Origin of the sequence: Mucilaginibacter sp. McL0603 (assembly GCF_049992945.1) — a bacterium.
GTDB lineage: Bacteria > Bacteroidota > Bacteroidia > Sphingobacteriales > Sphingobacteriaceae > Mucilaginibacter.
This window is the reverse complement of record NZ_CP188251.1, coordinates 5,110,064-5,136,198: the sequence shown is the minus strand read 5'-3', so window position 1 is coordinate 5,136,198 and position 26,135 is coordinate 5,110,064. Positions and strand designations below refer to the sequence as shown.

The 26,135-nt window shown below is 39.1% G+C and carries 25 protein-coding genes; 21 read left to right on the top strand and 4 right to left on the bottom strand.

The window, feature by feature from the left end; all coding sequences use genetic code 11:
* Window positions 1-13 precede the first annotated feature (13 nt).
* Window positions 14-1,639 carry a gliding motility protein RemB gene (locus ACPPVU_RS23420; RefSeq protein ID WP_426669160.1) on the top strand — a complete coding sequence of 542 codons (1,626 nt, stop codon included), beginning with the start codon at window positions 14-16 and terminating at the stop codon, window positions 1,637-1,639.
* On the opposite strand, the gene ACPPVU_RS23415 is transcribed toward ACPPVU_RS23420, so the two are convergent.
* Window positions 1,636-2,595 carry a glycosyltransferase family 2 protein gene (locus ACPPVU_RS23415; protein WP_426669159.1) on the bottom strand — a complete coding sequence of 320 codons (960 nt, stop codon included), beginning with the start codon at window positions 2,593-2,595 and terminating at the stop codon, window positions 1,636-1,638. The two genes, ACPPVU_RS23420 and ACPPVU_RS23415, sit on opposite strands and share 4 nt — an antisense overlap.
* Before the next feature lie 191 nt (window positions 2,596-2,786).
* Window positions 2,787-4,715, bottom strand: a complete 1,929-nt coding sequence (gene dxs, locus ACPPVU_RS23410; protein ID WP_426672223.1) for a 1-deoxy-D-xylulose-5-phosphate synthase — start codon at window positions 4,713-4,715, stop codon at window positions 2,787-2,789.
* Window positions 4,716-5,003: 288 nt separating this feature from the next.
* Here dxs and ACPPVU_RS23405 point away from each other — a divergent pair, with 288 nt between their 5' ends.
* The 9 genes from ACPPVU_RS23405 to ACPPVU_RS23365 all read left to right on the top strand — a co-directional run bounded on the left by ACPPVU_RS23405 (window position 5,004) and on the right by ACPPVU_RS23365 (window position 13,078).
* Entirely contained in the window at window positions 5,004-5,552 is a 549-nt protein-coding gene (locus ACPPVU_RS23405) for a DUF6252 family protein (protein WP_426669158.1), read from the top strand.
* Between the two features lie 60 nt (window positions 5,553-5,612).
* Window positions 5,613-6,152, top strand: a complete 540-nt coding sequence (locus ACPPVU_RS23400; protein ID WP_426669157.1) for a DUF6252 family protein — start codon at window positions 5,613-5,615, stop codon at window positions 6,150-6,152.
* 73 nt (window positions 6,153-6,225) lie between these two features.
* Window positions 6,226-6,765 carry a DUF6252 family protein gene (locus ACPPVU_RS23395; RefSeq protein WP_426669156.1) on the top strand — a complete coding sequence of 180 codons (540 nt, stop codon included), beginning with the start codon at window positions 6,226-6,228 and terminating at the stop codon, window positions 6,763-6,765.
* Between the two features lie 73 nt (window positions 6,766-6,838).
* On the top strand, window positions 6,839-7,375 hold the full coding sequence (locus tag ACPPVU_RS23390) for a DUF6252 family protein (protein ID WP_426669155.1): 537 nt from the start codon (window positions 6,839-6,841) through the stop codon (window positions 7,373-7,375).
* Window positions 7,376-7,518: 143 nt separating this feature from the next.
* A complete protein-coding gene (locus ACPPVU_RS23385; protein WP_426669154.1) occupies window positions 7,519-7,719 on the top strand; it encodes a hypothetical protein in 201 nt (66 codons plus the stop codon).
* On the top strand, window positions 7,701-8,096 hold the full coding sequence (locus ACPPVU_RS23380; protein WP_426669153.1) for a type II toxin-antitoxin system VapC family toxin: 396 nt from the start codon (window positions 7,701-7,703) through the stop codon (window positions 8,094-8,096). The genes ACPPVU_RS23385 and ACPPVU_RS23380 overlap by 19 nt, the downstream gene beginning before the upstream one ends.
* Window positions 8,097-8,127: 31 nt before the next feature.
* Window positions 8,128-8,865 carry a segregation and condensation protein A gene (locus ACPPVU_RS23375; protein ID WP_426669152.1) on the top strand — a complete coding sequence of 246 codons (738 nt, stop codon included), beginning with the start codon at window positions 8,128-8,130 and terminating at the stop codon, window positions 8,863-8,865.
* 167 nt (window positions 8,866-9,032) lie between these two features.
* A complete protein-coding gene (glyA, locus tag ACPPVU_RS23370) occupies window positions 9,033-10,319 on the top strand; it encodes a serine hydroxymethyltransferase (protein WP_426669151.1) in 1,287 nt (428 codons plus the stop codon).
* A gap of 5 nt (window positions 10,320-10,324) precedes the next feature.
* Window positions 10,325-13,078, top strand: coding sequence for a PAS domain S-box protein (locus tag ACPPVU_RS23365; protein ID WP_426669150.1), 2,754 nt, complete (start codon window positions 10,325-10,327; stop codon window positions 13,076-13,078).
* A gap of 88 nt (window positions 13,079-13,166) precedes the next feature.
* Here ACPPVU_RS23365 and ACPPVU_RS23360 read toward each other — a convergent pair whose 3' ends face one another.
* The gene (locus tag ACPPVU_RS23360) at window positions 13,167-13,865 is read right to left on the bottom strand and encodes a ComF family protein (protein ID WP_426669149.1); all 699 of its coding nucleotides are present in this window, start codon (window positions 13,863-13,865) and stop codon (window positions 13,167-13,169) included.
* 27 nt (window positions 13,866-13,892) lie between these two features.
* Window positions 13,893-14,954 carry a 23S rRNA (adenine(2503)-C(2))-methyltransferase RlmN gene (gene rlmN / locus ACPPVU_RS23355; protein WP_426669148.1) on the bottom strand — a complete coding sequence of 354 codons (1,062 nt, stop codon included), beginning with the start codon at window positions 14,952-14,954 and terminating at the stop codon, window positions 13,893-13,895.
* Window positions 14,955-15,119: 165 nt separating this feature from the next.
* Here rlmN and ACPPVU_RS23350 point away from each other — a divergent pair, with 165 nt between their 5' ends.
* From ACPPVU_RS23350 to ACPPVU_RS23300, 11 genes are all read left to right on the top strand, one after another.
* Window positions 15,120-16,292 carry an amidohydrolase family protein gene (locus ACPPVU_RS23350; protein ID WP_426669147.1) on the top strand — a complete coding sequence of 391 codons (1,173 nt, stop codon included), beginning with the start codon at window positions 15,120-15,122 and terminating at the stop codon, window positions 16,290-16,292.
* A 113-nt stretch (window positions 16,293-16,405) separates the two neighbouring features.
* Entirely contained in the window at window positions 16,406-16,687 is a 282-nt protein-coding gene (locus ACPPVU_RS23345) for an acylphosphatase (protein WP_426669146.1), read from the top strand.
* Between the two features lie 32 nt (window positions 16,688-16,719).
* On the top strand, window positions 16,720-18,225 hold the full coding sequence (locus ACPPVU_RS23340; RefSeq protein ID WP_426669145.1) for a polysaccharide biosynthesis C-terminal domain-containing protein: 1,506 nt from the start codon (window positions 16,720-16,722) through the stop codon (window positions 18,223-18,225).
* Window positions 18,222-18,656, top strand: a complete 435-nt coding sequence (dut, locus tag ACPPVU_RS23335; RefSeq protein ID WP_426669144.1) for a dUTP diphosphatase — start codon at window positions 18,222-18,224, stop codon at window positions 18,654-18,656. The genes ACPPVU_RS23340 and dut overlap by 4 nt, the downstream gene beginning before the upstream one ends.
* 1 nt (window position 18,657) lies before the next feature.
* Window positions 18,658-20,400 carry a tetratricopeptide repeat protein gene (locus ACPPVU_RS23330; RefSeq protein ID WP_426669143.1) on the top strand — a complete coding sequence of 581 codons (1,743 nt, stop codon included), beginning with the start codon at window positions 18,658-18,660 and terminating at the stop codon, window positions 20,398-20,400.
* The gene (locus ACPPVU_RS23325; RefSeq protein WP_426669142.1) at window positions 20,378-21,157 is read left to right on the top strand and encodes a DUF4292 domain-containing protein; all 780 of its coding nucleotides are present in this window, start codon (window positions 20,378-20,380) and stop codon (window positions 21,155-21,157) included. The genes ACPPVU_RS23330 and ACPPVU_RS23325 overlap by 23 nt, the downstream gene beginning before the upstream one ends.
* 18 nt (window positions 21,158-21,175) lie before the next feature.
* Complete coding sequence (locus ACPPVU_RS23320) at window positions 21,176-22,465, top strand: murein hydrolase activator EnvC family protein (RefSeq protein ID WP_426669141.1); 1,290 nt, start codon at window positions 21,176-21,178, stop codon at window positions 22,463-22,465.
* A gap of 58 nt (window positions 22,466-22,523) precedes the next feature.
* Entirely contained in the window at window positions 22,524-22,991 is a 468-nt protein-coding gene (locus ACPPVU_RS23315; RefSeq protein WP_426669140.1) for a Sec-independent protein translocase subunit TatA/TatB, read from the top strand.
* A 30-nt stretch (window positions 22,992-23,021) separates the two neighbouring features.
* Window positions 23,022-23,207 (top strand): twin-arginine translocase TatA/TatE family subunit, encoded by a 186-nt coding sequence (locus ACPPVU_RS23310; RefSeq protein WP_426669139.1) that lies wholly within the window; start codon window positions 23,022-23,024, stop codon window positions 23,205-23,207.
* A 133-nt stretch (window positions 23,208-23,340) separates the two neighbouring features.
* Complete coding sequence (gene gatA, locus ACPPVU_RS23305) at window positions 23,341-24,768, top strand: Asp-tRNA(Asn)/Glu-tRNA(Gln) amidotransferase subunit GatA (protein ID WP_426669138.1); 1,428 nt, start codon at window positions 23,341-23,343, stop codon at window positions 24,766-24,768.
* Window positions 24,769-24,833: 65 nt separating this feature from the next.
* Complete coding sequence (locus ACPPVU_RS23300) at window positions 24,834-26,060, top strand: transglycosylase SLT domain-containing protein (protein ID WP_426669137.1); 1,227 nt, start codon at window positions 24,834-24,836, stop codon at window positions 26,058-26,060.
* The last annotated feature ends 75 nt before the right edge of the window (window positions 26,061-26,135 follow it).

Genomic DNA, 26,135 nt, shown 5'->3' with positions numbered 1-26,135 from the left:
TTCGACTTCACTCATGAAACATATCTACTCCATATATAAAAAGATCTTTGTTGTAATACTGAACCTGGTGTTGGCAAATGTGGTACTCGGGCAATCAGTTTATCAGCCCTATTCATACGATTTTTATCAAAAGCTTAATAATGATCTTTATTCAACAAGTACACGTGAGCATACCGCACTAAAGCCATTAATAATAGATTCTGTTCTTAGATTTCATTATGATTCAATAATGAATTATGGCGCAGATGGCAAACAACATAGCTTGTTGTATCGCAAACTGTTTAATGAGCATTTGATTGATTACAAAGGATCAAATTCTACCTTTTATACTGATCTGCTGCCTGATTTTGGTATAGGAAGAGATTTTTCAGGGAAACTTACCACCAGCACAACCTCAATGGGTTTGCAATTAGGAGGTACCGTCAGCAATAAATTGTATTACAATGTGACGGGTTATTTAAGCAGTGCTGTTGTGCCTGATTACCTGGCGACCTACATTAACCAGGTTGGTATTGTTCCAGGACAGGCTTATGCCAAAATTTACCGGGAAAATGGATATGATTGGTCGTACATTACGGCAACAGTATCCTATACGCCTTTCAAATACTTAAATATTTCCGCCGGGCGTGATAAAACTTTTATAGGGGATGGTTACAGGTCAATGTTATTATCTGACTTTGCATCGCCATATCCATTCTTTAAACTGACAGGTACCTTAGGGAATGTAACCTATATGGTGATGTGGACCTATATGAATGATCCTGCATTTACGTCACAATATGGCGCTGACAGAAAGAAATTCGGAGTGTTTCATTACCTTGACTGGAATGTGAACAACAGGCTGTCTTTTGGTTTTTTTGAAAACATTATGGGTTTTTTTACTGATGATAACGGTATAAAACGGCCTTTTGATGTCAATTATATCAATCCAATTATCTTTCTAAAACCGGTTAATAATGCAAGCGATGACCCCGATAAATCTTTACTAGGCTTTACAGGTAAGTACAAGATAACGAATGGCATTACAGTGTATGGGCAATTTGCGCTGAATGAATTCGTATCAAAAGACTTTTTCTCAAGTGACGGCGCGTCAGTTAATAAATATGGATGGCAGTTAGGGATTAGGGGGGCTAACTTATTTGGTGTAAAAAATCTGAACTACCTGTTAGAAAGTAATAATGCAAAACCATATACATACTCAGCGAGATCATCAATAGAAAATTATTCATCAAATAGTGAGCCGCTTGCGCATCCATGGGGGGCTAACTTCCGTGAGTTGGTGGGCTTGTTAAATTATTCATATAAAAGATTTGATTTTACTGGCGAAGCCGATTACGGGCACTACGGTCTCGACGTAGACGGCTTAAATTATGGCAAAGATATTTTCCAATTATACACCTCTCCGGCCAGACCTTATGGTAACTATATAGGACAAGGTTTAACTACCAATATGTATTTCCTGCAAGGGAAGGTGGCTTACATGCTCAATCCGAAATATAATTTAAGAATTGAACTGGGTGGCATATACAGGCAGGAACAAAATAGCGAGTTTAAAGACAGAACCTCAATGCTGACGATTGGTTTAAGAAGTTCATTCCGCCAGATATATAATGATTTGGCCAGTTATAAAACACATTAAGCTATTTCAAAATTATTGCCCGTCGGTTCATTATCCGAAGTGATGGGCTTATTAAAGATCCGGGCAATTTTTTTGTTATCTGTTCTCGTAGCTAATATTTGCTTTGTTTTCGATACCAAGCCGAAAAATCCTTTATTATTTACCTTTAAAAGCTCAAAATTGAGGCCTAAAATATATTGGATAGAAAGCTTTAGGTACATATAGGTTACTTTTGCACAGCATAATGCATAATTATGATTAATGTTAGTTAGTGTCGCCAATTGAGAGGCATAGTAGCCACTAAGCTTTTTTGCATCAGGAACAACTCTTTCATGCCGATCATGATAACCTACTGAATTCATAACAACGCCTACTTTAAAGCCATGATAACGAACACGGTTTAAATAGTCGCCATCTTCTCCGTAATGGAAAAAAATCGGATCAAAAACTCCAACCTTTCTCAAACATTCAATGGATATCAGCCAGAATGCCGCCATAACAAAATGTACATTATAGGCAGCTGCACCTGAATCTTCAAAAGAATCAATTATACATTTTTTACTAAGGGCGATACTTTCAAACTTTTTATCTAAGGCAGTCCCGCTACCATTCATTTGTTGTGGGCTTAATACACCATACTCAGGATGAGATTGGTTAAATTCTATTAATTTTCGTATGGTATCCTTTTCAACATATCCATCCTGGTTTAGTAAGAAAACAAAATCAGCCTGTGCTTTATAAGCTTTTATTATACCAATATTATTCGCTTGTCCAAAACCTAAATTGGTGTCCGATTTTATCAACTCCATCCCCGGATACTTGTTTTCGATAAATTCTATTGTTCCATCAGTAGAGCCATTGTCAATTAAAATAACATGCGGATGTACGTCTGACAATAAAACATCATGAAGGCATTTTTCTATCCATTTCATGCCATTATAACTAACAATGACCACAAAGATGTTTTTATCCTTCATATGGATGGAGTTAAGGATGAATTTTGGAAATCCAATTAATCAACTGTTTAAAAATCAACTGCGAATGTATTTTCAGTTAAAGGTACTGAACTTTTATAGAAAATAGCAGCAATTGCTTCATCATCAGCAGAAACACTATTTTGGCAAAAATGTTTTTACGGATCTGAATTAGTAATGATGAATCTATTAATTTAAGACGCAATAGTATGAGTGTTCCTCTTAATGCCCATCTTTTTAACCTGCTCAGCTATCGCATTTGCATCATAGCCACATTCGGCCCACAGTTCCGGCTGTTCACCGTGTTCTATAAATTGATCGGGTATTCCTAAACGAACAACTTCGGCATTGTAATTATTATCGGCCATAAATTCCAGTATAGCACTTCCCATACCGCCTTCAATGCATCCATCTTCAACGGTGATCACTTTATTGTATTTTGTAAACACCTCGTGCAGTAAACTTTCATCCAGGGGTTTCACAAAACGTATATCATAATGCGCAGGATAAAATCCTTCATTACCTAATTCGGCAGCAGCTTTTACAACTTCATTGCCTATAGCGCCTATAGATAGTATAGCTACTTCTTCACCATCAGATATTTTACGACCCTTACCTACAGGTATGGCTTTCAATGGACGTTTCCAGTCGACCATAACACCTGTTCCCCGCGGATAACGAATAACAAAAGGCCCCATATCATCCTGTTGCGCAGTATACATCAGGTTGCGTAGTTCTTCCTCATTCATCGGTGCAGATACCGTCATATTAGGTATGCAACGCATGTAAGCCAGGTCATAGGCACCGTGATGGGTCGGTCCATCGGCACCGGCAATGCCTGCTCTGTCAAGGCAAAATACCACATTTAGCTTTTGTATGGCTACGTCATGTATCACCTGGTCGTAAGCCCTTTGCATAAAACTCGAATAGATATTGCAGAACGGAATAAGGCCCTGTGTTGCTAAACCGGCTGAAAAAGTCACCGCATGCTGTTCGGCTATACCTACGTCAAAAGCGCGGTCGGGCATAGCTTTCATCATCATATTTAATGAACAGCCTGATGGCATAGCAGGGGTGATGCCCATTATCTTTGAATTTTGCTCTGCCAGTTCAATAATGGTATGGCCAAATACATCCTGATATTTTGGCGGTTGCGGCTTATCGGTCTTTGCCTTTTTGATTTCACCTGTTATTTTATCAAATAAGCCAGGTGCATGCCATTTGGTTTGATCCTTTTCGGCCAACGCATATCCTTTGCCTTTAGTAGTGATACAATGTAAGATTTTTGGTCCGGGGATATCACGCAGATCACGCAGCACTTTTACCAGGTGCTTTACATCGTGGCCGTCAATCGGTCCGAAGTAACGGAACTGCAGCGCTTCAAAAAAGTTACTTCTCTTTAAAAGAGTACCTTTTATGCTTTTTTCGATCTTTTTGGCGATCTTGAAAGCATCAGGCCCCATAGATGATATTTTTGTCAGCACATGTGCGATATCATCCCTGAAACGGTTATATGGTTTTGAAGTAGTAATATCAGTAAGATATTGTTTTAATGCACCTACGTTCGGATCGATAGACATGTTATTGTCGTTCAATATCACTAACAGGTTGGAGTTTTCAATGCCGGCATGATTAAGGGCCTCGAATGCCATACCTGCTGTCATTGCGCCGTCGCCAATTACGGCAACATGCTGGCGGTCCGTTTCTCCTTTATACCGGGAGGCTACTGCCATGCCCAAAGCAGCAGAAATAGACGTAGATGAATGCCCCACGCCAAAAGTATCATATTCGCTTTCGGCACGTTTCGGAAAACCGCTAATGCCTTTATAAACACGGTTTGTATGGAAATTATCCCTGCGGCCGGTTAATATTTTATGCCCGTATGCCTGGTGGCCCACATCCCAAACCAGTTGGTCATAGGGTGTATTCAGTATATAATGCAGAGCTACAGTTAACTCAACAACACCTAAACTTGCGGCAAAATGCCCACCATTTACAGATACAACATCAATAATATACTGGCGTAATTCCTGGCAAACTTGTTCAAGTTGGTCTTCGGTAACTTGCTTTAAATCAGAAGGGTAGTTTATTTTTTGTAGTAAATCACCGGGGGTTACCTGCATAGACATCCTTATAGAAATTTTAACTTACAAAGAAAGGCATTTTATTGCTAAAAAAATGATAAAATATCGTCAATAGTAAAATTGCCGGTCTTTATCAAATACCTCGGGTAGCGTTTCTTATAACCTATACGTACAGAATAAAAAATCAATAGTTTCACTAAAATTCTTAAAAAAAGTATTTCGGACGAATGCAATAGATGCGCTATCGCGGACGAATAAATTGTGTTATAAAATTTGCATATTAATTAAATAATATCTATTTTTCATTGCTCCATACCTAAATCTGTCATGAGAAACCTTATATTTTCAATCTTAGCCTTTTTCAGCATAACTTTTTTATCTGTCTCCTGTAAAAAGCAACCCGTAGATCAGTTATCACTTTTGCCACCAGCTACACAAACGGGAGCCAACACCTTTGGCTGTTTGGTAAACGGCTACGCTTTAATACCTCACAATAGAAGCATTGTTACAGGGCCTCTGTTGTCATGCGGGTATGGTTTGTATTCAAAAGGGTATCTTTTTAACGTTACCGGGGGAGCGAACGTCCGCTCCGGTAATTTGGCTACTGTATCTATACAAACAGATAGTCTTAAGATCAGTGAAGGTGAAACTGTGCCATTAACCAAGGATTATGTCCCCGGTTATGCCTCAGGTATCTATCTGGAAAATCTTCAATATCATATGACCAATGATAACGCAAGAGGACAACTAACGATCACACATTTAGATACCATCAATCAGATTGTATCCGGTACGTTTTATTTTAATGCAGTAAGTGCAAATGGCGATACCGTAAAAATAACGAATGGTCGTTTTGATATGCACTACAGACAGTAGTTATCAATTAATTCATAGCAAAAAAAATATTATAGTTACAATTCTAAACCTTTAAGCCTTATGAAAACTTCCTGTTTTGTAATGACATTTTTGATCATGACGCTTTTGTCCTGTAAAAAGCAACCTGTAGATCAGTTATCACTTTTGCCTCCAGCTACGCAAACGGGAGCCAACACCTTTGGCTGTTTGGTAAACGGCTTCGCCATAATACCGGGCAACAGAAGCCTTGTTACCGGGCCCCTATTGTCATGCGAGTACGGCTTGTATTCAAAAGGCTATTTATTTAACCTTACTTCGGGTGGCAAGGAACGCTCTGGTAATTTTGCATCTGTAACCGTTGAAACAGACAGCCTTAAGATCAGTGAGGGTGAAACAATCCCGTTAACAAAGTTTGGTATCCCCGGTTATGCCGCGGGTATCTATATTGAAAATCTGCCAATACAAACAACTAATGATAACGCCAGAGGGCAACTAACGATCACACATTTGGATACCATCCATCAGATTGTATCTGGTACCTTTTATTTTAATGCAGTGAATACAAATGGCGATACCGTTAAAATAACGGACGGTCGTTTTGATATGCACTACAAGTTTTGATGTGCGAAGCATTCAATAATTATCAATTAATCTGTAGCAAAAAATTATTTACAATTCTAAACCTTTAGGCCATATGAAAACTTCCTGTTTTGTAATGATATTTTTTATCATGACGGTTTTGTCGTGTAAAAAGCAACCCGTAGACCAGTTATCACTTTTGCCACCAGCTACGCAAACGGGTGCTAACACCTTTGGGTGTTTGGTAAACGGCTTCGCTTTAATACCTCACAATAGAAGCCTTGTTACAGGGCCTCTGTTGTCATGCGGGTATGGTTTGTCTGAACACGGTTATCTTTTTGGTATTACCGGCGGCGGTAAGGTTCGCTCAGGTAATTTTGCTGCTGTATCTATACAAACCGACAGCCTTAAAATCAGTGAAGGTGAAACTGTGCCATTAACCAAGTTTTATGTCCCCGGTTATGCCTGCGGCTCCTATCTGGAAAATCTGCCAACTCACATAACTAATGATGACGCCAGAGGGCAGCTAATGATCACACATTTGGATACCATCAAACAGATTGTATCTGGTACGTTTTATTTTAATGCAGTAAATACAAATGGCGATACCGTTAAAATAACGAATGGTCGTTTTGATATGCACTACAAGTTTTGATGTGCGAAGCATTCAATAATTATCAACTAATCTGTAGGAAAAAATTATTTACAATTCTAAACCTTTAAGCCTTATGAAAACTTCCTGTTTTGTAATGACATTTTTTATCATGACGCTTTTGTCGTGCAAAAAGCAACCTGTAGATCAGTTATCACTTTTGCCTCCAGCTACGCAAACGGGAGCCAACACCTTTGGCTGTTTGGTAAACGGCTTCGCTTTTATACCCGGAAACAGAAGCCTTATCACAGGGCCTCTATTGACCTGTCAATATGGTTTGTTTGGAAACGGTTATATTTTTAACCTTGGCGCTGGCGCTAAGGTTCGCTCCGGAAATTTCGCATCTATATCCATTGAAACAGACAGTCTTAAGATCAGTGAGGGTGAAACTGTGCCATTAACCAAGTTTGCTATCCCCGGTTATGCCGCAGGCTTCTATCTGGAAAATCTGCCAGATCACAGGACTAATGACAACGCCAAAGGGCAACTAATGATCACTCATTTGGATAGCATCAATCACATTGTATCCGGTACCTTTTATTTTAATGCAGTGAGTACAAATGGCGATACCGTAAGAATAACGAATGGTCGTTTTGATATGCACTACCGGTAATGATGTGCAAAGCATTGAATAATAAAATTTTACAAACCTAAATCTTCGGTACCTTGCTTTAAATCTTTTGCAATTCTTTCACCATTTACAAAGTTTAAACAGTAATTAAGTGTATATTTGCTTTATACGGCATAGAATTAATTATGAATACGGTTATTATTCAGTTAACGGACCCTAAGGCATACAAGCTTTTAGAAGACATGGAAGAATTAAACCTTATCCGGGTATTGAAGGAATCGCCAAAAATATCTTCAATACGCGGTCAGGTTAAGACACGTATGAGTAATGAAGAAATTGATACACAGCTGAGCGCAATCCGTAAAGAATGGCAGAGAGATTCCTGATCGATACATCTGCGGTAATCAAATATTTAAATGAGACGTTGCCCGTTAACGGATTATCTCTTGTGGATAGGATTGTTGACGAAGAAAGTACGATTTCTTTTATTACTGAAATTGAGCTACAGGCATGGAATCCTCCAAATCCGGAGGACCTTAAAATCTACCAATTCTTTATTTCAAGTTCTACAATTATAGGTGTTGATGATAATACTATAAAAGAAACCATACGGATACGCAAATTCTTTAAGCTTAAATTACCAGATGCTTTAATTGCAGCTACAGCAATAACTAATAACATGACTCTTATTGCAGATAACGACAAGGATTTTAAGCAAGTGCCTGAATTAAAATATATTAATCCCATAACAATTGCCGATTGAGTTTTAGGATGATAGGTACTCAAATTCAATTATGACCGACGATAGTTTTGCAATAAAATTACCCCAGTTTGAAGGTCCCTTTGATCTGCTGCTCTTTTTTATCGAAAGGGATGAGCTGGATATTCATGATATTCCCATTGCGCGCATTGCTGATGATTTTCTGAACTACATTCATCAAATGACCAGTTTGAACATGGAGCTTGCCAGCGAATTTATTTTTGTTGCCGCAACTCTTATGCGTATCAAGGCAAAAATGTTATTGCCCCGCTACGTTGCCGAAGAAGACGGAGAGCTGGACCCCAAAGCTGAGCTGGTAAGAAAACTGATCGAATACCGGAAATTTAAATTGATATGTGAAGAGCTGCGTCCGATAGAGGAGGAGCGCCTGAAACAAGAGAAACGCGGAAATATAGCATACGATCTGCAACAGATAGAAAAAACTGTGGTGCCGGGCGAGGAGCTTTCTGAACTGACATTATATAAATTGATGATGGTTTATGACAGGGTGACTAAACGATATGTGAACCGCACCGAAGAAGTTACGCATACTGTAGTACAATATCCTTATACTATCGAAAAGCAGAAAAAAGCGATCAACGATCTGCTTATGATCAATAAAAAGCTCGACTTTAAGTCCATAGCCGGCAATTCAGAAAACAAAGTGCACTTCGTTTATAATTTCCTGGCCGTACTCGAAATGCTTCAGCAGGAACTCATCGACATACAAATAGGGTTAGGTTACAATAATTTTTGGATATCTGTGAGATAGGATGTGAGAAATTAGATATGAGATGTGAGACAAAAGACATCAAAAATAATGTCTAATTCAAAAACGCAGGCAAAAATACGCCCGAACTGCAATCTTCATGTCTCATGTCTCAAATCTCACATCTCATATCTAATTTTTGCTAACTTAGCGCCGATTTTAAAGAGGCCATGAAAAGAGACAAATTGATATTTAAGCTGTTGGACGAAGAGCAGCAACGCCAGGAAGAAGGCATTGAACTGATTGCATCAGAAAACTTTGTAAGCAGGCAGGTAATGGAAGCTGCAGGCTCTGTAGCTACTAACAAATATGCTGAAGGCTTGCCTGGTAAACGTTATTATGGCGGTTGCCAGGTGGTGGATGAAATTGAGACCATCGCCATTGAAAGAGCTAAGCAGTTATTTAATGCCGAATGGGTAAACGTTCAGCCGCATTCAGGCGCACAGGCCAACGCGGCAGTGATGCTGGCTTGTCTTCAGCCCGGTGATAAAATATTAGGTTTCGATCTTTCTCATGGCGGTCACTTAACTCACGGCTCACCTGTTAACTTTTCAGGTAAATTATATCAACCTCATTTTTATGGGGTGAAAAAAGAGACCGGTCGCATCGATTATGATCAGCTTAAAGCAGTGGCATTAAAGGAAAAACCAAAACTGATCGTTTGCGGTGCCTCGGCTTACTCACGCGATTGGGATTATGAATTTATCCGCAAAGTGGCTGATGAAGTAGGTGCTCTGGTATTAGCTGATATTGCCCACCCGGCGGGATTGATAGCAAGAGGATTATTAACCGATCCGCTTCCGCATTGCCATATTGTAAGTACAACCACACATAAAACTCTGCGTGGCCCACGTGGCGGAATGATCATGATGGGTAAGGATTTTGAAAATCCATGGGGCTTAAAAACGCCAAAGGGGGAGATCAAAATGATGTCATCATTATTGGATATGGCAGTTTTCCCCGGAACACAAGGCGGGCCGTTGGAGCACATCATCGCAGCAAAAGCTATAGCCTTCGGTGAGGCTTTGACCGATGAGTATATGAAGTATATCGTACAGGTGAAAAAGAATGCTCATGCAATGGCTGAGGCATTTGTAGCCCGTGGTTACGAGATCGTATCAGGGGGTACAGATAATCATTTGATCCTCATCGATCTGAGAAACAAAAACATAACTGGTAAAGCTGCAGAAAACGCCCTGGTTGCTGCTGATATCACCGTTAATAAAAATATGGTGCCATTTGATGACAAGTCGCCGTTTGTAACTTCAGGTATCCGTGTGGGTACCGCAGCTATATCAACCCGTGGCATGAAAGAGAAGCAAATGGACTACATTGTAGAGCTTATTGATGCCGTAATAGTTGATCCCGAAAATGAACCTTCTTTAAAGAAAATACGTAAAAAGGTTCACAGGCTTATGGATGAGTACCCATTGTACCGCCATAAAGACCAGGATTAATTAAAGTGAGTAAAAATCAATCCCTTTTTGCAGAAGATAAACGTTTAAATGCACTCGGTGAGTATCAAATTTTAGATACCCCGCCCGAAAAGGATTTTGATGCCATTACCCGGCTTATTTCTCAAATTTGCAAAACACCCATTGCCCTTATATCATTTGTTGATGCTGAAAGGCAGTGGGTAAAATCAAGCATAGGGATAGACATTAAGGAGTTACCCCGTACTGGCGCTTTTTGTAACCAAACTATCCTTGATGATCGGATACTTGAGGTTGAGGATGTACTTGAAGATAAAAATTTCAGTAACAGCCCTTTTTTAATAAATGACCCGCAGATTAGGTTTTATGCCGGGGCTCCTCTGAAAGACCCGGATGGTTATCAGTTAGGAACGTTGTGCGTAATGGATATGGTCCGCAGGAAACTCACCGTTGAGCAGCTCAATGCCTTGCGCACTTTGGCCAACGAGGTGATGTCAAACCTGGTTCTGCGAAAACAGAAAAGGCTCCTTGCTGATTATCAATTAAAAGACCAGGATCACTTTAATTTATTCAATAGTTCATCTGAGATCCATTGTATAATGGATAAAGATTTTCGTATCCGGATAATAAATAATCCGGTTAATGCTATTCTTGGCTATACTCCTGATGAAGCTACGGGCCATATTATCTGGGATTTTTTCTCAGAAGGGGTAAGAGTTTCGTCCACACAAAAACTTAAAAGAAATCTTCAGTCTAAATCGACAGTAATTGAGACACCGGTTTTAACACATTTGGGAGATATCAAATGGATCGGCTGGTCATTTGTATTTAAAGAAGACAAGTGGTACGCCAGCGGCCGTGATGTTACCCATCAGAAAAAGGCAGAATCAGAATTAGATATACTTTCATTTGCAGCACGAAAATCGCCCAGCGGTATAGTGATCCGGGACAATCAGGGAAATATAATTTGGTTTAATGAGGCGTTTGAAAAGCTATTAGGTTACTCACTGGATGAGATAAAGGGCACAACGGTAGGTACGCGGATAATCGGTGAAGAAACTGATATGGAGATGTTTAATAGCGCTGTTGAAGCCTTTAAGCAAAACAAAGCTTACGAGATAGAGCTCAAAGTATACAAGAAAGACAGAACGCCGATATGGGTATCCATCGCCAACAGTCCGTTATTTAATGATAACGGCAACGTAGAGCGTCACATCAGCATGATGGTTGACATCAGTGAACGTAAAAAAGCAGAAGAGCAGCTTACTTTACTATCATTAGTAGCAAGCAGTACTACAAGCGGCGTTATTATTAATAATAAAGAAGGTAAAGTTGAATGGGTAAATAAGGCGTTCGAGAAAATTACCGGTTACGCTATTGAAGATGTTATAAACAAGCCATTGGGCGATAGGCTCAAGGGCGAGTTAACGGATATTTCTGTGATACAGAAGTCGCGTGAGCTTTCTAAAAATAAACAATCATTTGAAGTTGATCTGCTGGTTTACCGAAAAGACGGGCAGCCGTTATGGATATCAGTCATTAATTCAGTAATTCTTGATAACACTGGTCAGATCGATAAATACATCGAGGTGATCATTGATATTACTGCTAAAAAGAAATCCGAAATGGAACTGATAGCAGCAAAAGAAGAAGCTTTACAATTGAGCAGGGCAAAGGATATGTTCATTTCGGTAATGAGTCATGAAATACGTACACCGTTAAATGCTGTGATCGGTATGTCGCATTTATTGCTGGACGATAATACTGTTGAGATACAAAAAGAAAATTTAGGAATTCTTAAGTTCTCAGCAGAAAATTTGATGACCCTGATTAACAATGTGCTTGATTTTACCAAAATAGAAACCGGTAATATTGAACTGGAAAAAGTTAATGTTGATTTGCACGAGTTGGTTCAAAGTATTGCCCAGTCAATGCAGTTTAGTGCCAATGATAAAAACATATATATAAAATACACTGTTGATGAGGCTACACCTAAACATCTTTTAGGCGATAGTACACGCCTGTGCCAGGTATTGTTGAACCTGGTAGGAAATGCAGTTAAATTTACTGAAAAGGGTGGGATAACGATCGATTTGAGTGTTGTAGAACAAAGCGAAAGGGATGTAAAAATACGTTTTGCAGTTACTGATACCGGAATTGGTATTGCAAATGACAAAATAAATACCATCTTTGAGTCGTTCAAGCAAGCCGAAGCGGATACATCCCGTAAATATGGTGGCACTGGTCTTGGCCTTGCTATCACAAAGAAGCTGATAGAACTGCATGATTCACATATAAATGTGGATAGCGTACAGGGGCAAGGTTCAACATTTTGGTTTACTATAAAATTTGAAAAAGGATATATTAACACCGATAATAATAACAATAAAGTGGAAGCGGGATTGCAATTAAATGTTTTGGTTGTCGATGACAATCAAATAAACAGATTACTGATCAACAAAGTTCTGGGTAAATGGGGTGCAACCATTGATTTTGCCGAAAACGGTCTTGAAGCTGTTGAAAAGATCGAAAGCAAACAAAACTTTGATGTCGTGTTAATGGATATTCACATGCCTGTAATGGGCGGCTTGGAAGCGACAGAGATCATTCGGTCTAAAAGCGATACATACTTTCAGCAATTGCCTATAATTGCACTAACCGCTTCAATGCTGAACAGCGAGGTAAATGATATTAATCATGCCGGTATGAATGATTACATACTAAAGCCTTTTGATCCGAAAGACTTGTATGATAAACTAGCTAAGTACCAGAAGGTTAGTTGATTAGTTATCAGTCAACCGGTGATCAGTGGTTAGTTGAATTATGGTAAATAAAGTCAACGAAATCATAAAATCATAAAAATCAACGGTCCTATTCGGCATATGCTATAGTAGCAATACTTAGTTTCAGTCCTTCAACTTTCAGTAATTCTGCACCGCAGGCCTCCAATGTAGACCCGGTAGTTATTACATCGTCCACCAATATAACATGCTTGTTTATTAGTACTTCAGGATTTGTCAAGGTGAATACCTGTTGCATATTTTCAAATCTTGAAAAACGAGACCTGTGAGTTTGTGTTTCTGTAGCCCTGATGCGTACAAGATTCAGCTCGTTAAAAGGGATATTTAATTTTTGAGATAAGCCCGCCGCAAAATTGGTGCTTTGATTATAGCCTCTTTTACGAAGGCGGCTTTTATGTAAAGGCACAGGTACGATCAGATCGGCATTACTAAAAACAGGATTTTTAATTAACTGTTCGCCCGCAATATTTCCTAACAGATTTCCGATATTTTGAATGCCCCTGTACTTAAACTGGTGCATCAAATGCTGCATTTTGCCGCCTTTAGTAAAATAGCACATGGCGTAGGCAGCTTCCAGGTTGATCTTGCCCCAAAATTGCTGGGCAACGATGTTATCAGCTTTGAGATGAAAGTTTGTAAAAGGGAGATTATAGCGGCAATCGATACAAAGCAAATCTTCACCAGAAACCAGGCTTTCTCCGCAGGCTTTACACAGTTCGGGAAATAATAAGGAAACAAAATCAGCTAAATAACTTGCCTGCAATTTCATGCATTGAATTTAGCAGAAATCCGGCTATTAAGAAACTTTTGCTTTTTCTTTAATCGCTAATTGCCCACAGGCGGCATCAATATCTTTACCCCGGCTGCGACGAATATTGGTTATCACACCCTTATTTCTAAGATATTCTGCAAAAGCCTCGATCTTATCTTCGCCAGCGTTAATATAATTAGCAAAGGAAATGGGGTTGTATTCAATGATATTTACTTTACACGGAATGTGTTTACAAAACTTGGCAAGCTCGGCTGCATCCTGCAGTTCATCGTTAAAATCATTGAAAACAATGTACTCGTATGTAACCGCATTTTTTGTGCGTGCATAATAATATTTTAATGCCTCAGCCAAGGCCTTCAATGAATTTTGCTCATTAATAGGCATTATGGTATTTCGTTTTTCGTCATTTGCAGCATGCAGGGACAAGGCCAGGTTAAATTTTACCTGGTCATCGCCCAATTTTTTAATCATTTTAGCAATGCCCGCTGTTGAAACCGTAATTCTCTTTGGCGACATATTGAGTCCGTCTTCTGCCGTTATCCGTTCAACAGATTTTAATACATTCGCGTAATTAAGCAGTGGCTCGCCCATGCCCATGTAAACAATATTGGTTAGTGGGAGACCATAATTCTCTTTTGCTTGCTTATCAATAAGCACCACCTGGTCATATATTTCATCAGGATTAAGGTTGCGTTTGCGCTCCATATAGCCTGTAGCACAAAATTTACATGTAAGGCTGCAGCCCACCTGGGATGATACACAAGCAGTCATTCGTTCGGGCGCAGGTATTAAAACTCCCTCGATTAAATGATTGTCGTGTAAAATAAAGGAATTTTTTATAGTTTTATCCGCACTAAACTGTGAGTTGTTAATTTTTACATTATTGATAATAAAGTTTTCATCCAGTTTTTTGCGCAGTTCTTTTGAAATATTGCTCATATCGTCAAAAGAAAAACAGGATTTTTCCCAAAGCCATTCATAAACTTGCTTTGCCCTGTAACTTTTTTCGTCCATTTTAGTAAAATGTTCGTATAAGGCCTCGAGGCTTAAGCTGCGGATGTCAATTTTATCTCTCGTACTCTTCACTTTGCAAAAGTACTGAAATAAAAAAAGTCTGCCTTTTTTATAAACAATTCTTTTGTAATCTTTTAATTAAAGAACAATAATCAATAGTTGTTGTATGTAATTAATAGATTAAGAGGAAAGGATTGTAAGGGAAAGCGTTTGAGCACTAGGTTAAATTAAATTTTAATGAAGAGTTTTACAGCCGATTACGTTTTTCCAGTTTGTGCCGATCCAATTAAAAACGGTGTAGTCACCATAGACGATCTTGGTAAGATCATTTCAGTGACTGACAATCATGCCACGCAGGCAAAGAATGCCCATTTGGAGCATTTTAAGGGTATTATTTGCCCGGGCTTTGTTAATGCACATTGCCATCTGGAGCTTTCTCATCTTAAAGATAAATTAGTGCCCGGTCGGGGATTAATAAATTTTATCAAAGATATCCAGGCTGTGCGTGCTGCTGATAGCAGTACAATACTCAAGGCTGCTGAAAAAGCAGATGCCGAAATGTATGAGAATGGTATAGTGGCCGTTGGCGATATATCAAACAGCAATGCAAGTATCGCAATCAAAGCTAAAAGCAAAATATACTACCATACTTTTGTAGAGGCATTTAGTTTTTTGCCGGATAAAGCGCAGGAAACTTTTGATAAAGCACTTTCATTATTAGGCGAATTTAAACCGCAATCTTGCTCAATTACGCCGCACGCACCATATTCGGTGTCAAAAGAATTATTTAGGCTGATAAAAAAATACAGCGACAACAATACCAATCTGCTCAGCATACACAACCAGGAAAGTGAGGACGAAAATAAATTTTATCGCTACAGGCTGGGGGGCTTTATCGATCTCTACGAACATTTTGGTATAGATATCAGCTTTTTTAAATCACAGGCACGCAATTCATTGCAATCCATTTTGCCTTTGCTTACTAATAAGCAGGACATTTTATTTGTGCACAACACCTGCACCAATTTAAAAGACATTTACTTTATAAAGCGTTTTGACAGAAAAGTCCATTTTTGCTTTTGTCCCGGAGCAAATTTATATATCGAAAAAAAGCTTCCCAAGATCGACCTTTTTGTTGACCAGGGGTTTAACTTAACATTAGGCACTGACAGTCTCGCATCAAATACCAAGCTTTGTATACTGAATGAAATGAGGTTGATTCAGCAGAAATCCCCTTCGTTAAGTATTGAAAAGCTGATTGAATGGGGTACAATTAACGGAGCAAAATACCTGGGGATATCTGATGAAAAAGGCACCCTTGAAGAAGGGAAAACACCGGGACTAAACTTGATCACAGATTTGGATAATTTAAAAATTACTTCTGATACAAAGGTTAAGCGTTTGGTTTAGTGAAGTTGGAAATGTTGTAGAGGTTGTAGAAGTTTAAAAGGTTTATTTATTGAAACTATTAACTTTGCGATCTAACAATTCCAACATTTACGACTTCTATAACTATTACAACCATGATTCACCTGGATATAACAGTAAAGGGCAAGGTACAAGGTGTTTTTTTCAGGGGATCAACTAAAGCAGTCGCTGATCAGTTGGGTGTAAAAGGATATGTAAGAAATGAACCTAATGGCGATGTTTTTATCGCTGCTGAAGGCGATAAGGTGAGTCTTGAAATGTTTTTGGATTGGTGTAATGAAGGCCCCCAAAATGCCGAAGTAACTTCTGTTGAAAGCCATGAAGGCGAATTGAAAAACTATCGTAATTTTGAGGTAACAAAAAAGACGGTATTTTAACCCGTTAAAAACTAATTATTTCTATTTAATCATTGTCGACAGCTAAAAAATTTGCGGGCCAAACCGCTATATATGGGCTTAGTACTATTGCCAGCAGGGTATTAAGTTTTTTTCTGACACCGGTTTATACGCGCGCTTATGCCACTGGTGTATATGGTATCTTAACTACAATGTTTAGCTGGGTATCGATATTGAATGCCGTTATGGCGTTTGGTATGGAAACAACATTTTTCAGATACCTGAATAAATATAGCGAAAACAAAAGGCAAGTCTATAATAATGCTTTTGCTACAGTATTTGTAATTACCATTCTTTTCCTGCTTCTAACGCTTCCTTTTGTTGGTCATATAGCCGATTTTATTCAAGTTGGCGATAATACCCAGCATCACGATTTTGTGAGATATATTGATTATTTTATTTCCATATTGGTAATAGACGCGTGGTGTGTTATTCCTTTTGCAAAGATCCGGGCAGATGGCAAGCCAGGACGCTATGGCATCATCAAGTTCATTAATATCATAATTTTCATAAGCCTCAACCTCACCTTTATATGGTTGTTGCCATTTTGGATACATCACCATCTTGTAGGCTCGGATTGGATAAGTCAATGGTATGTCAAAGGGTGGGTTGGTTACGTATTCGTTTCAAACCTTATAGCAAGTATTATTACCCTGCTGCTTCTACTGCCTGAATTATTAAAGATCAGGTTCGATTTTGATGGTAAGATGCTTATGGAAATGTATGCTTACAGCTGGCCGGTATTGATCGCTAATCTTTCCTTTATTATTAATGAGAATTTAGATAAGCTGCTTTTAGGAAAACTCCTGCCACAGAATATCAGTGTGAGCCAGGTAGGCATATACGCCGCATGCGCTAAAATATCGCTGTTCCTCAGCATTTTCGTACAGGCTTTTCGCCTTGGTGCAGAGCCATTCTTCTTCAGTCACGCCAAGAACAAAAATTCCGGCCAAACATACGCTCGTATCATGAACTATTTTGTTATCACCGTCTGCATTATTTTTGTGGCGTTGGTGGCTAATATCGAAATATTAAAATATTTTGTGAAAGGGCATAATGCAAAACAAACCGCTTTGTATTGGACAGGCCTTGGCGCTGTGCCGCCCCTGGTATTTGGATACGTAAGCCTGGGCATCTATATGAATCTATCTGTTTGGTACAAGTTATCGGATCAAACTAAATACGGCTTATACATTTCGGGCATTGGGGCTATATTAACGATAGTATTAAATGTGCTGTTTATACCAAAATATAGTTATATGGCGTCGGCATGGGTATCATTAATTGCCTACACTGTTATGATGATTTTATCCTATTTATGGGGACAAAAAAATTATCCAATCCCTTATAATTTAAAAAAGAATCTGACTTATATCATAATTTCACTTATACTCGTTTACTTATCATTCTATGTATTTAAACGTAATATATTTGTAGGTAACGCGCTGTTAGCCATATTTGCAGGTGGCGCATTACTAATGGAAGGAAAAGAACTAAAAGCTATTTTTATTAAACGATGAACATCAGGATAATCAACAGGTCAAAAAATAGTTTACCGGCTTACGAAACTATACATTCAGCAGGCATGGATTTACGTGCCGACCTGGAAAGTTCTGTAAGGCTTAATCCGATGGAACGTAAGCTGATTCCGACAGGTATTCATATAGAGCTTCCCGAAGGTTTTGAAGCGCAGATCAGGCCGCGCAGCGGACTGGCATTTAAACATGGGATAAGCATTGTTAATTCGCCGGGCACTGTTGATGCGGATTATCGCGGTGAGATCAAAGTATTGCTGATCAATTTATCAACCGAGCCGTTTGAAGTCAATACAGGCGATAGGATAGCACAAATGATCGTGGCAAAACACGAAAAAGTAGATTGGCATGAAGTTGAAGTTTTGAATGAAACATCAAGGGGTGCGGGTGGTTATGGACATACAGGGATAGGATAAAATGAAACGAAAACTGGTTGTATTCTTATGGTGCTTACTGGCGCCGGTTTTTGTTTTCGCACAAAACAAAGATTCGGGCAAAGGCAACCGCGTGGTAATGGTTGTAGGTAAACCTATGACCAATAATGACAGCCTGATGGTGAGGCAGCTTTTCTTTTCGGCATTAAGAGAAAAAACGGTTGAAAATTTTCCATTGGCAACAGAAATGTTCAGCCAGGTTTTGCAGGTAGACCCGCAAAATGATGCCAGTATGTTTCAGCTGGCCAATATCAAGAAGCTTAAGAACGAATATACCGATGCACGTGACTTGCTCGAAAGAGCGGTAACCGTTAAGCCCGATAATGAGTGGTACTGGGTAGCCCTGGCCGATTGCTACGAAAAAAGCAATGAGCTTGATAAACTGGAGAATGTATTTAATGAATTGATAAGGATAAACCCGGATAAAGCGGATTATTATTTCGATAAGGCTAATGTTTATTTCCTCGAGAAAAAATATGATGATGCTTTGGAGGTTTACAAACAGGTTGAACAAATAACCGGTATAACTGATGAACTGGTCATCAAACGGCAGGCGATCTATCTGAAACAGGGGAAAGTTGATCAGGCAGCAGCCGACTTGCAAGCCATGATCGATGCAAATCCTACACAAATAAGATATTACCTTTTTCTATCTGAAGTTTACAATTCAAACGGATTGCCTGATAAAGCACTTCAAACATTGCTATCAGCCGAGAAGATAGATCCGAACAATGGACAAGTACACCTGGCGCTGGCTGATATTTATCGGGATAAAAAAATGCCTGAAGATAGCTTTAATGAACTGACATTGGCTTTTGCAATTCCTGATTTGGACATTGACCAGGAAATAAAGATCGTTTTAGGTTATCTGCCCAAATTTCCTGACCCTGGTGCAAAAGCAAGCGCACTGGAATTAAGCAGATTGTTGACAGTCTCTCATCCTGATGATTCAAGATCATATGCACTTTATGGTGATATGCTGCTGCAGAATGAAAAATATAAAGACGCTAAACTCAATTATAAAAAGTCAGTAGAACTAAATGGACAGATATACGAAGTAAGGGAACAACTGATAAGGCTTGAATTGGGAGATAATGACATAGATGGAGCAATAAAGGATGGCCAGGATGCTTTATCACTCTTTCCAAACCAGGCATGGCTCAACTACCTGGTAGGGGTTGCTTATCTGCAAAAAAAAGATTTCAAAAAGGCCCTGGAGTACATCAAAAATGCATCAGAGTTGGAGACACAGGATAAAGAGTTACTGGCCCAGTGTTTTTCGTCTATGGGTGATTGTTATCATTCATTAAATGATTTTCAAAAGTCGGATCAATCCTACGAAAAAGCGTTAGGATATAATCCGGACAATGCTTACACTTTAAATAACTATGCCTACTATTTATCAGTACGTGGCATCTCACTAGATAAGGCGGCCGAAATGTCGAAACACTCTAACGATCTGCAGCCCAATACCGCATCGTTCGAAGACACCTACGCCTGGATTTTATTTAAGCAGAAGAAATATGCTGATGCTAAAGTGTGGATGGAGAAAGCTTTGGCTAATGATAAAGATCACAGTGCAGTGCAATTTGAACATTATGGTGATATCATGTTCCAGTTAGGAGATACCGACACAGCGATAAAGAATTGGAAAAAGGCAAAAGACAATGGCGGCGGTTCACCTATTTTAGAACGAAAGATCAATGAGAAGAAATATGTTGAATAAGCTGTTTATCCTGTTTTGCGTACTCGCAATATTAAGTTGTAAAGCAAAAAAACAGCTCGCCGTTAGTCCAAAACCTACTGAAAAAATTAACCCCAACATCAGCAAATTAAATGCTATAAAGTCAGGACAAACAAATTTTACCACCTTTTCGGGCAAGGCACGGACAAAACTGGATATTAACGGAAGCAGCAATGATGTTACCCTGAATATCCGTATTCAGAAAGGACAAAAAATATGGGTTTCTGTAACAGCAATAGCAGGGATTGAAGTTGCCCGTGCGCTTATCACTCCCGATAGTTTATTAGTGATCAATAAGCTCCAGGGCTTATATATTCGCAAGCCATTCAGCTATATTTATTCGTTTACAAGTAAGCAGGTTGATTATAGCTCATTAGAGGCAATTTTAGTAGGGAATGCCATACCACAACTATTAAATGAAGATGCAAAAATGCAGGCTGATAGCGGACGTACCGTTTTATCTGGCAATCTGCAGGAACTGGTTTATAAACTGATAATAGGTGCCGATATGAAGGTGACCCATACTGAATTAGCGAATCAATCAGAAGGCCAGTCGCTGATTGTTGACAATTCTGCCTTAATGCCGGCGGAAAACCGGGTTGTACCATCCCAAATTAATATGTCATCAATGGCAAGTTCAAAAAAAGTACAAGTGAATTTACACTATATTAAGGCTGATTTTGACTTGCCTTTAGAGTATCCGTTCAGTATTCCTTCAAGATACGATCCGGCTAATTAAAATTTATATTTTTGGTTAATGAAATTTTTTAAAATATTATTCTTTTTGATCGGGGTTTTCATAGCTGTAAATGCACATGCGCAAAGCAGCGACGAATTAAAACGGCGCCGTGATAAATATAATGAGGAACTGCAAAAGCTCAACCAGGAGTATGAGGAAACTGCTAATAACAAAAAAAGCTCTTTAAAACAGCTTAACCTGTTGAAGGCCCAGATCAATCTGCGCGAAGAAAAGATCAGCAATATAAACTCACAAGTAAGATTATTAGATAATCAAATCTCTGAGAGTACTAATACCGTACATAGCTTACAAAGTCAGCTGGATCAGTTAAGAAAAGAATATGCTGCTATGATACTTTTTGCTTATCGTAATCAAAGCTCCTACAATAAGCTAATGTTTATTTTTGCAGCAAAAGACTTTAACCAATCCTATAAACGTTTAAAATACCTGCAGCAATTCGGGGCTTACCGCGAAAGGCAGGCACAATATATTGAAGGCACCGAACAGGATCTGCATGTGAAAATAAATGAGCTGGATAATACCAAAAAGCAAAAGAGTACGTTGCTAGTTGACCAGGTTAAAGAGAAGGAAACACTTGGTAAACAGCGGAAGGATCAGGTGCAGGTAGTAGCTGATCTTTCAAGGCAGCAAGGCCAATTAAAAGATCAGCAGAGAGATCTGCAGCGGAAAATAACCAGGACAAACCAGGAAATTAATGCAGCTATCCGGAGAGAAATTGAAGAGCAGAGAAGAAAGGCTGAAGCCGCTGCTAAAGCTGCGGCAGCTGCCAGTGCAGCAGCAGGTATACCTGTTAACAAAAATGTTACAGTCTCTAAAAAGACCATTACAAAAAGCTCCACAACAAGTGAAGTTTTAAATGCAACGCCAGAGGCAGCAAGATTATCAAACGACTTTTTAGGCAACAAGGGAAGTTTGCCATGGCCGGTTACAAACGGTGTAGTGGTACAGGGATTTGGCATCTTTGTTGTTGAAGGCATTAAAAGTGAGAACAATGGTATAGACATAAAAACCAACGAAAATGCGCCTGTAAGAGCAGTTTTTGAAGGAAAAGTGGCAGCCATAAACAATGTTTACGGAACCTATATAGTGATTATCATACATGGCGAATACTTTACGGTTTATTCAAATTTAAAATCGGTAAGTGTGTCCCAGGGACAGAAAGTGAGTACTAAACAGAACATCGGCGTAGCTGCTATGGAAAGTGCCTCGGGTATTCCGAAGGTTAATTTTCAGCTGTGGAAGGGCTCAACTCCGGTTAATCCGAAGATATGGCTGGTGCCTGATTGATAATTGTTTAAATTTTGTAGTATTATATTATCTATATTTGTAAATTAATTCTTATTGTATGTTTAGCTCTGTTCTATTGTTTTTGAATATTGGCGGACCAGAAATGATTTTGATCGTTTTTGTGGCATTGTTGCTTTTTGGGGGCGAAAAACTACCAGAAATTGCACGTGGTTTGGGAAAGGGGATAAGAGATTTCAAGGATGCTTCTGAAGGTGTAAAGCGCGAAATAACAAACCAGATTAATAGCTACGAAGAAAGAAGGCCAGAGCCTCCTGTAGTTGAAACTCCTGTAGTTGAGGCTCAATATGAATTACCTCCGGCCACCGAAGAACATAATGTGTCGGCGGAAGCAGAGGTCGAGGTTCATGAACATGATGTACCGAATCCGATTGCTGAGATACAGGGAGTAGCTAATACCCTTCCATATAATGAGAATCATGGTACAGTTTCAGAAAACCATATAAGCGAAGGTCATCATACTGAAGAGGCCGGTACTGAAACCAAACCAATTAAAACAACGCACTAATAAATAATCATAACATAAAACTAAAAAATCATGGGCTCATTAGGCGCACCAGAAATTATTCTGATCATCATTGCAATATTAATTCTGTTTGGCGGGAAGAAAATTCCTGAATTAATGAAGGGTTTGGGAAAAGGCATGAAAGAATTTAAAGATGCCCAGAACGGCGAAAGCAGCAATCCTACGAACGCTACTACAGAAGAAAAACCTAAAAATTAATCCGCATGGATTAGTTTAAATCCTTTCGGCTACGGCCAATGGGATTTGAAGGGATTTCTACTTATATCATTTTACTTATAAACTTATCTGCTGAAATTTCTATTTCAACGGATAAGTTTTTTATTTTAGGCCCATGGCTAAATTTTATTCCTCTTTAGATGAAATAAAGAGGGAAATACAAAGTGGCGGGATTACGGTTGAAGGATTGGTAAGCAGTTATCTTACACAGATCAGATCAAATGCTCATCTGAATGCTTTTAACGAGGTTTTTGAAGCTGAGGCACTTTCACGCTCAAAAATAATTGACGAACGTATCAAAGCGGGTACTGCAGGCAGGCTTGCAGGTATGGTAATCGGGATAAAGGATAATATCTGCTACAAAGGGCATAAAGTATCTGCATCTTCCAAAATATTAAAGGACTTTACATCTATTTATTCATCAACCATAGTAGAGCGTTTGCTTGCTGAAGACGCAATAATTATAGGCCGCTGCAATTGCGATGAATTTGCAATGGGGGCCTCAAATGAAAATTCTTACTTCGGCCCGGTTAAAAACTATGCTGATAATACCAAAGTTCCCGGCGGATCATCAGGAGGTTCGGCAGTTGCAGTACAGGCCAATATGTGCCATGCGGCTATCGGCACCGATACGGGTGGTTCTGTGAGACAGCCCGCATCGTTTTGCGGATTGGTGGGGTTAAAGCCTACTTATGGTAGTATCTCCAGGCACGGTGTTATAGCGTATGCTTCGTCTTTTGACCAGGTTGGTCCTATTACCCGTTCGGTTGAAGACGCTGCGCTTTTACTGGAAATTATGGCCGGGGCTGATGATTATGATAGTACATTGGCACAAGCACCTGTACCCTCATACAGTAAGAAACTTTCAACTGATACTTCTAAAAAGAAAATTGCTTATATACAAGAAGCCTTATCAAGCCCGGGTGTTGATACGGAAGTGAAAACCGCCCTTGTTCAATATATCGATAAATTGATCGACGAAGGTCATACGGTAAAACCCATAGCTTTTGAATTCCTGGATTACATAGTTCCGACATATTACATATTAGCCACAGCGGAGGCTTCATCCAATCTGGCAAGGTATGACGGAGTACATTACGGTTATAGAAGCCCTGGTGCAACCGACCTGCAATCCACTTACAAACGTTCGCGTTCAGAAGGTTTTGGTAAGGAGGTAAAGCGCCGTATAATGCTGGGTACATTCGTATTAAGTGCAGGTTATTATGATGCTTATTATGCTAAAGCACAAAAAGTACGCAGACTGATAAAAGAAAAAACAGATAGTTTGCTTGAGGAATTTGATTTTATTTTAACACCTACTGCGCCTGAACCGGCTTTCGCTATCGGAAAAACTGAAAAAGATCCTGTTGTAATGTATCTTTATGACATTTTTACCGTACAAGCATCATTAGCTGGTGTACCGGCTATTTCATTGCCTGCAGGGACGAATAAAGCGGGTTTGCCTTTGGGCTTACAATTACTCACGAAGCGTTTTGCAGAGCAGGAACTGTTAAATTTTTCTAAATATTTCTTAAAACTATAAAGAATTTAATAAATTAGTAAAGATTTTAGTTGGGCTTAGGCTATAAATTAAACCCCCTGGTAAGAATGAAGAGATTATTGATGTGTGCTATCTTGCTATTTTCCTTAAATGCTGTAAAAGCTAATTCCCTTTTTATCCCCGATTCTTCACGAACATCATTGCAGTCAGCAGGTGTACATGATACTATAATGGTACCGATTTTAAACGCGGCACCGATTAATAGTTATCAGGGTAGCATTTACAAACGCCGCCTGGATTCTATTAAAAAAGATGTTCCTCTTGATTATAACGAATATGTACAGAGCTATATAGATACATATCTGAATTATAACCAGCGAGATGATATAGGCCGTGTTTTGGGCCTCACCAAGTATTACTTCCCGATCTACGAAAAGGCTTTCCACGATGCAGGTATTCCTGAAGAAATAAAATACCTTTCTATAGTTGAGTCGCAGTTAAATCCTTATGCGGTATCAAGAGTAGGAGCAACCGGTCCATGGCAGTTTATGACTACCACTGCAAAATCGTATGGCCTTAATATGGATAATTATGTAGATGAGCGGCGCGACCCTATCCAGTCAAGTTATGCAGCAGCGGCTTACCTAAAAGATGCTTACCAGGAATTTGGTGATTGGCTATTGGCCATAGCATCCTATAATTGCGGTAAAAGCAATGTTATAAGGGCTTTAGAAAAAGCAAATGGCGCTACTGATTTCTGGTCGATCCGTCAATATTTACCGGCGGAGACAAGAGGTTATGTGCCTGCTTATATCGCTATGACTTATGTAATGAACTATTACAAAAAGCACAATATCGTAGAACAGGGTTGCAACATGTCAATGAAGACAGATACGGTATTGGTTAATAAATATGTTTCATTGAACAGTGTGTCGAAGGTTTTGGGTATTAATCTTTCACAGTTAACTATCCTTAACCCGTCATATAAAATGATGATCATAAATGGTAGCCCAGCTTCACCAAAAAGGATGGTAATACCACAAGCATCAAAAGAAAAATATAGTGCCTTATATGATGCGCTTAATGCCGACATGACATATAATAGGAAAAGGCATAATATGCCATTATATGTTAGTGATAAATTGATCAAAGCGCATCATCAGGAATCAAAGCCTGAAGCAGGTTATATAACTTATAAAGTTCATCGCGGCGATACACTTGTTGTAATAGCCAATAAATTTGACGGCTCAAGTGCCGGGGAGATCAAAGAACTAAACGGATTAAAAGGCTCGCATCTGCAGCCCGGAATGACATTAAAGATCAGCAAAATCTGATACGGAAATAATATTTTTAAGCCCGGTTCCGAACTAAATAAGAACCGGGCTTTTTTTATATCAGCTCAAAAAGAA

Excerpts from the sequence above, each read along its gene's own strand:
- ACPPVU_RS23420 (WP_426669160.1), top strand. The coding sequence starts at position 14 with ATGAAACATATCTACTCCATATATAAAAAGATCTTTGTTGTAATACTG.
- ACPPVU_RS23415 (WP_426669159.1), bottom strand. The coding sequence starts at position 2,595 with ATGAAGGATAAAAACATCTTTGTGGTCATTGTTAGTTATAATGGCATG.
- dxs (WP_426672223.1), bottom strand. The coding sequence starts at position 4,715 with ATGCAGGTAACCCCCGGTGATTTACTACAAAAAATAAACTACCCTTCT.
- ACPPVU_RS23405 (WP_426669158.1), top strand. The coding sequence starts at position 5,004 with ATGAGAAACCTTATATTTTCAATCTTAGCCTTTTTCAGCATAACTTTT.
- ACPPVU_RS23400 (WP_426669157.1), top strand. The coding sequence starts at position 5,613 with ATGAAAACTTCCTGTTTTGTAATGACATTTTTGATCATGACGCTTTTG.
- ACPPVU_RS23395 (WP_426669156.1), top strand. The coding sequence starts at position 6,226 with ATGAAAACTTCCTGTTTTGTAATGATATTTTTTATCATGACGGTTTTG.
- ACPPVU_RS23390 (WP_426669155.1), top strand. The coding sequence starts at position 6,839 with ATGAAAACTTCCTGTTTTGTAATGACATTTTTTATCATGACGCTTTTG.
- ACPPVU_RS23385 (WP_426669154.1), top strand. The coding sequence starts at position 7,519 with ATGAATACGGTTATTATTCAGTTAACGGACCCTAAGGCATACAAGCTT.
- ACPPVU_RS23380 (WP_426669153.1), top strand. The coding sequence starts at position 7,701 with ATGGCAGAGAGATTCCTGATCGATACATCTGCGGTAATCAAATATTTA.
- ACPPVU_RS23375 (WP_426669152.1), top strand. The coding sequence starts at position 8,128 with ATGACCGACGATAGTTTTGCAATAAAATTACCCCAGTTTGAAGGTCCC.
- glyA (WP_426669151.1), top strand. The coding sequence starts at position 9,033 with ATGAAAAGAGACAAATTGATATTTAAGCTGTTGGACGAAGAGCAGCAA.
- ACPPVU_RS23360 (WP_426669149.1), bottom strand. The coding sequence starts at position 13,865 with ATGAAATTGCAGGCAAGTTATTTAGCTGATTTTGTTTCCTTATTATTT.
- ACPPVU_RS23350 (WP_426669147.1), top strand. The coding sequence starts at position 15,120 with ATGAAGAGTTTTACAGCCGATTACGTTTTTCCAGTTTGTGCCGATCCA.
- ACPPVU_RS23345 (WP_426669146.1), top strand. The coding sequence starts at position 16,406 with ATGATTCACCTGGATATAACAGTAAAGGGCAAGGTACAAGGTGTTTTT.
- dut (WP_426669144.1), top strand. The coding sequence starts at position 18,222 with ATGAACATCAGGATAATCAACAGGTCAAAAAATAGTTTACCGGCTTAC.
- ACPPVU_RS23330 (WP_426669143.1), top strand. The coding sequence starts at position 18,658 with ATGAAACGAAAACTGGTTGTATTCTTATGGTGCTTACTGGCGCCGGTT.
- ACPPVU_RS23325 (WP_426669142.1), top strand. The coding sequence starts at position 20,378 with ATGAGAAGAAATATGTTGAATAAGCTGTTTATCCTGTTTTGCGTACTC.
- ACPPVU_RS23320 (WP_426669141.1), top strand. The coding sequence starts at position 21,176 with ATGAAATTTTTTAAAATATTATTCTTTTTGATCGGGGTTTTCATAGCT.
- ACPPVU_RS23315 (WP_426669140.1), top strand. The coding sequence starts at position 22,524 with ATGTTTAGCTCTGTTCTATTGTTTTTGAATATTGGCGGACCAGAAATG.
- ACPPVU_RS23310 (WP_426669139.1), top strand. The coding sequence starts at position 23,022 with ATGGGCTCATTAGGCGCACCAGAAATTATTCTGATCATCATTGCAATA.
- gatA (WP_426669138.1), top strand. The coding sequence starts at position 23,341 with ATGGCTAAATTTTATTCCTCTTTAGATGAAATAAAGAGGGAAATACAA.
- ACPPVU_RS23300 (WP_426669137.1), top strand. The coding sequence starts at position 24,834 with ATGAAGAGATTATTGATGTGTGCTATCTTGCTATTTTCCTTAAATGCT.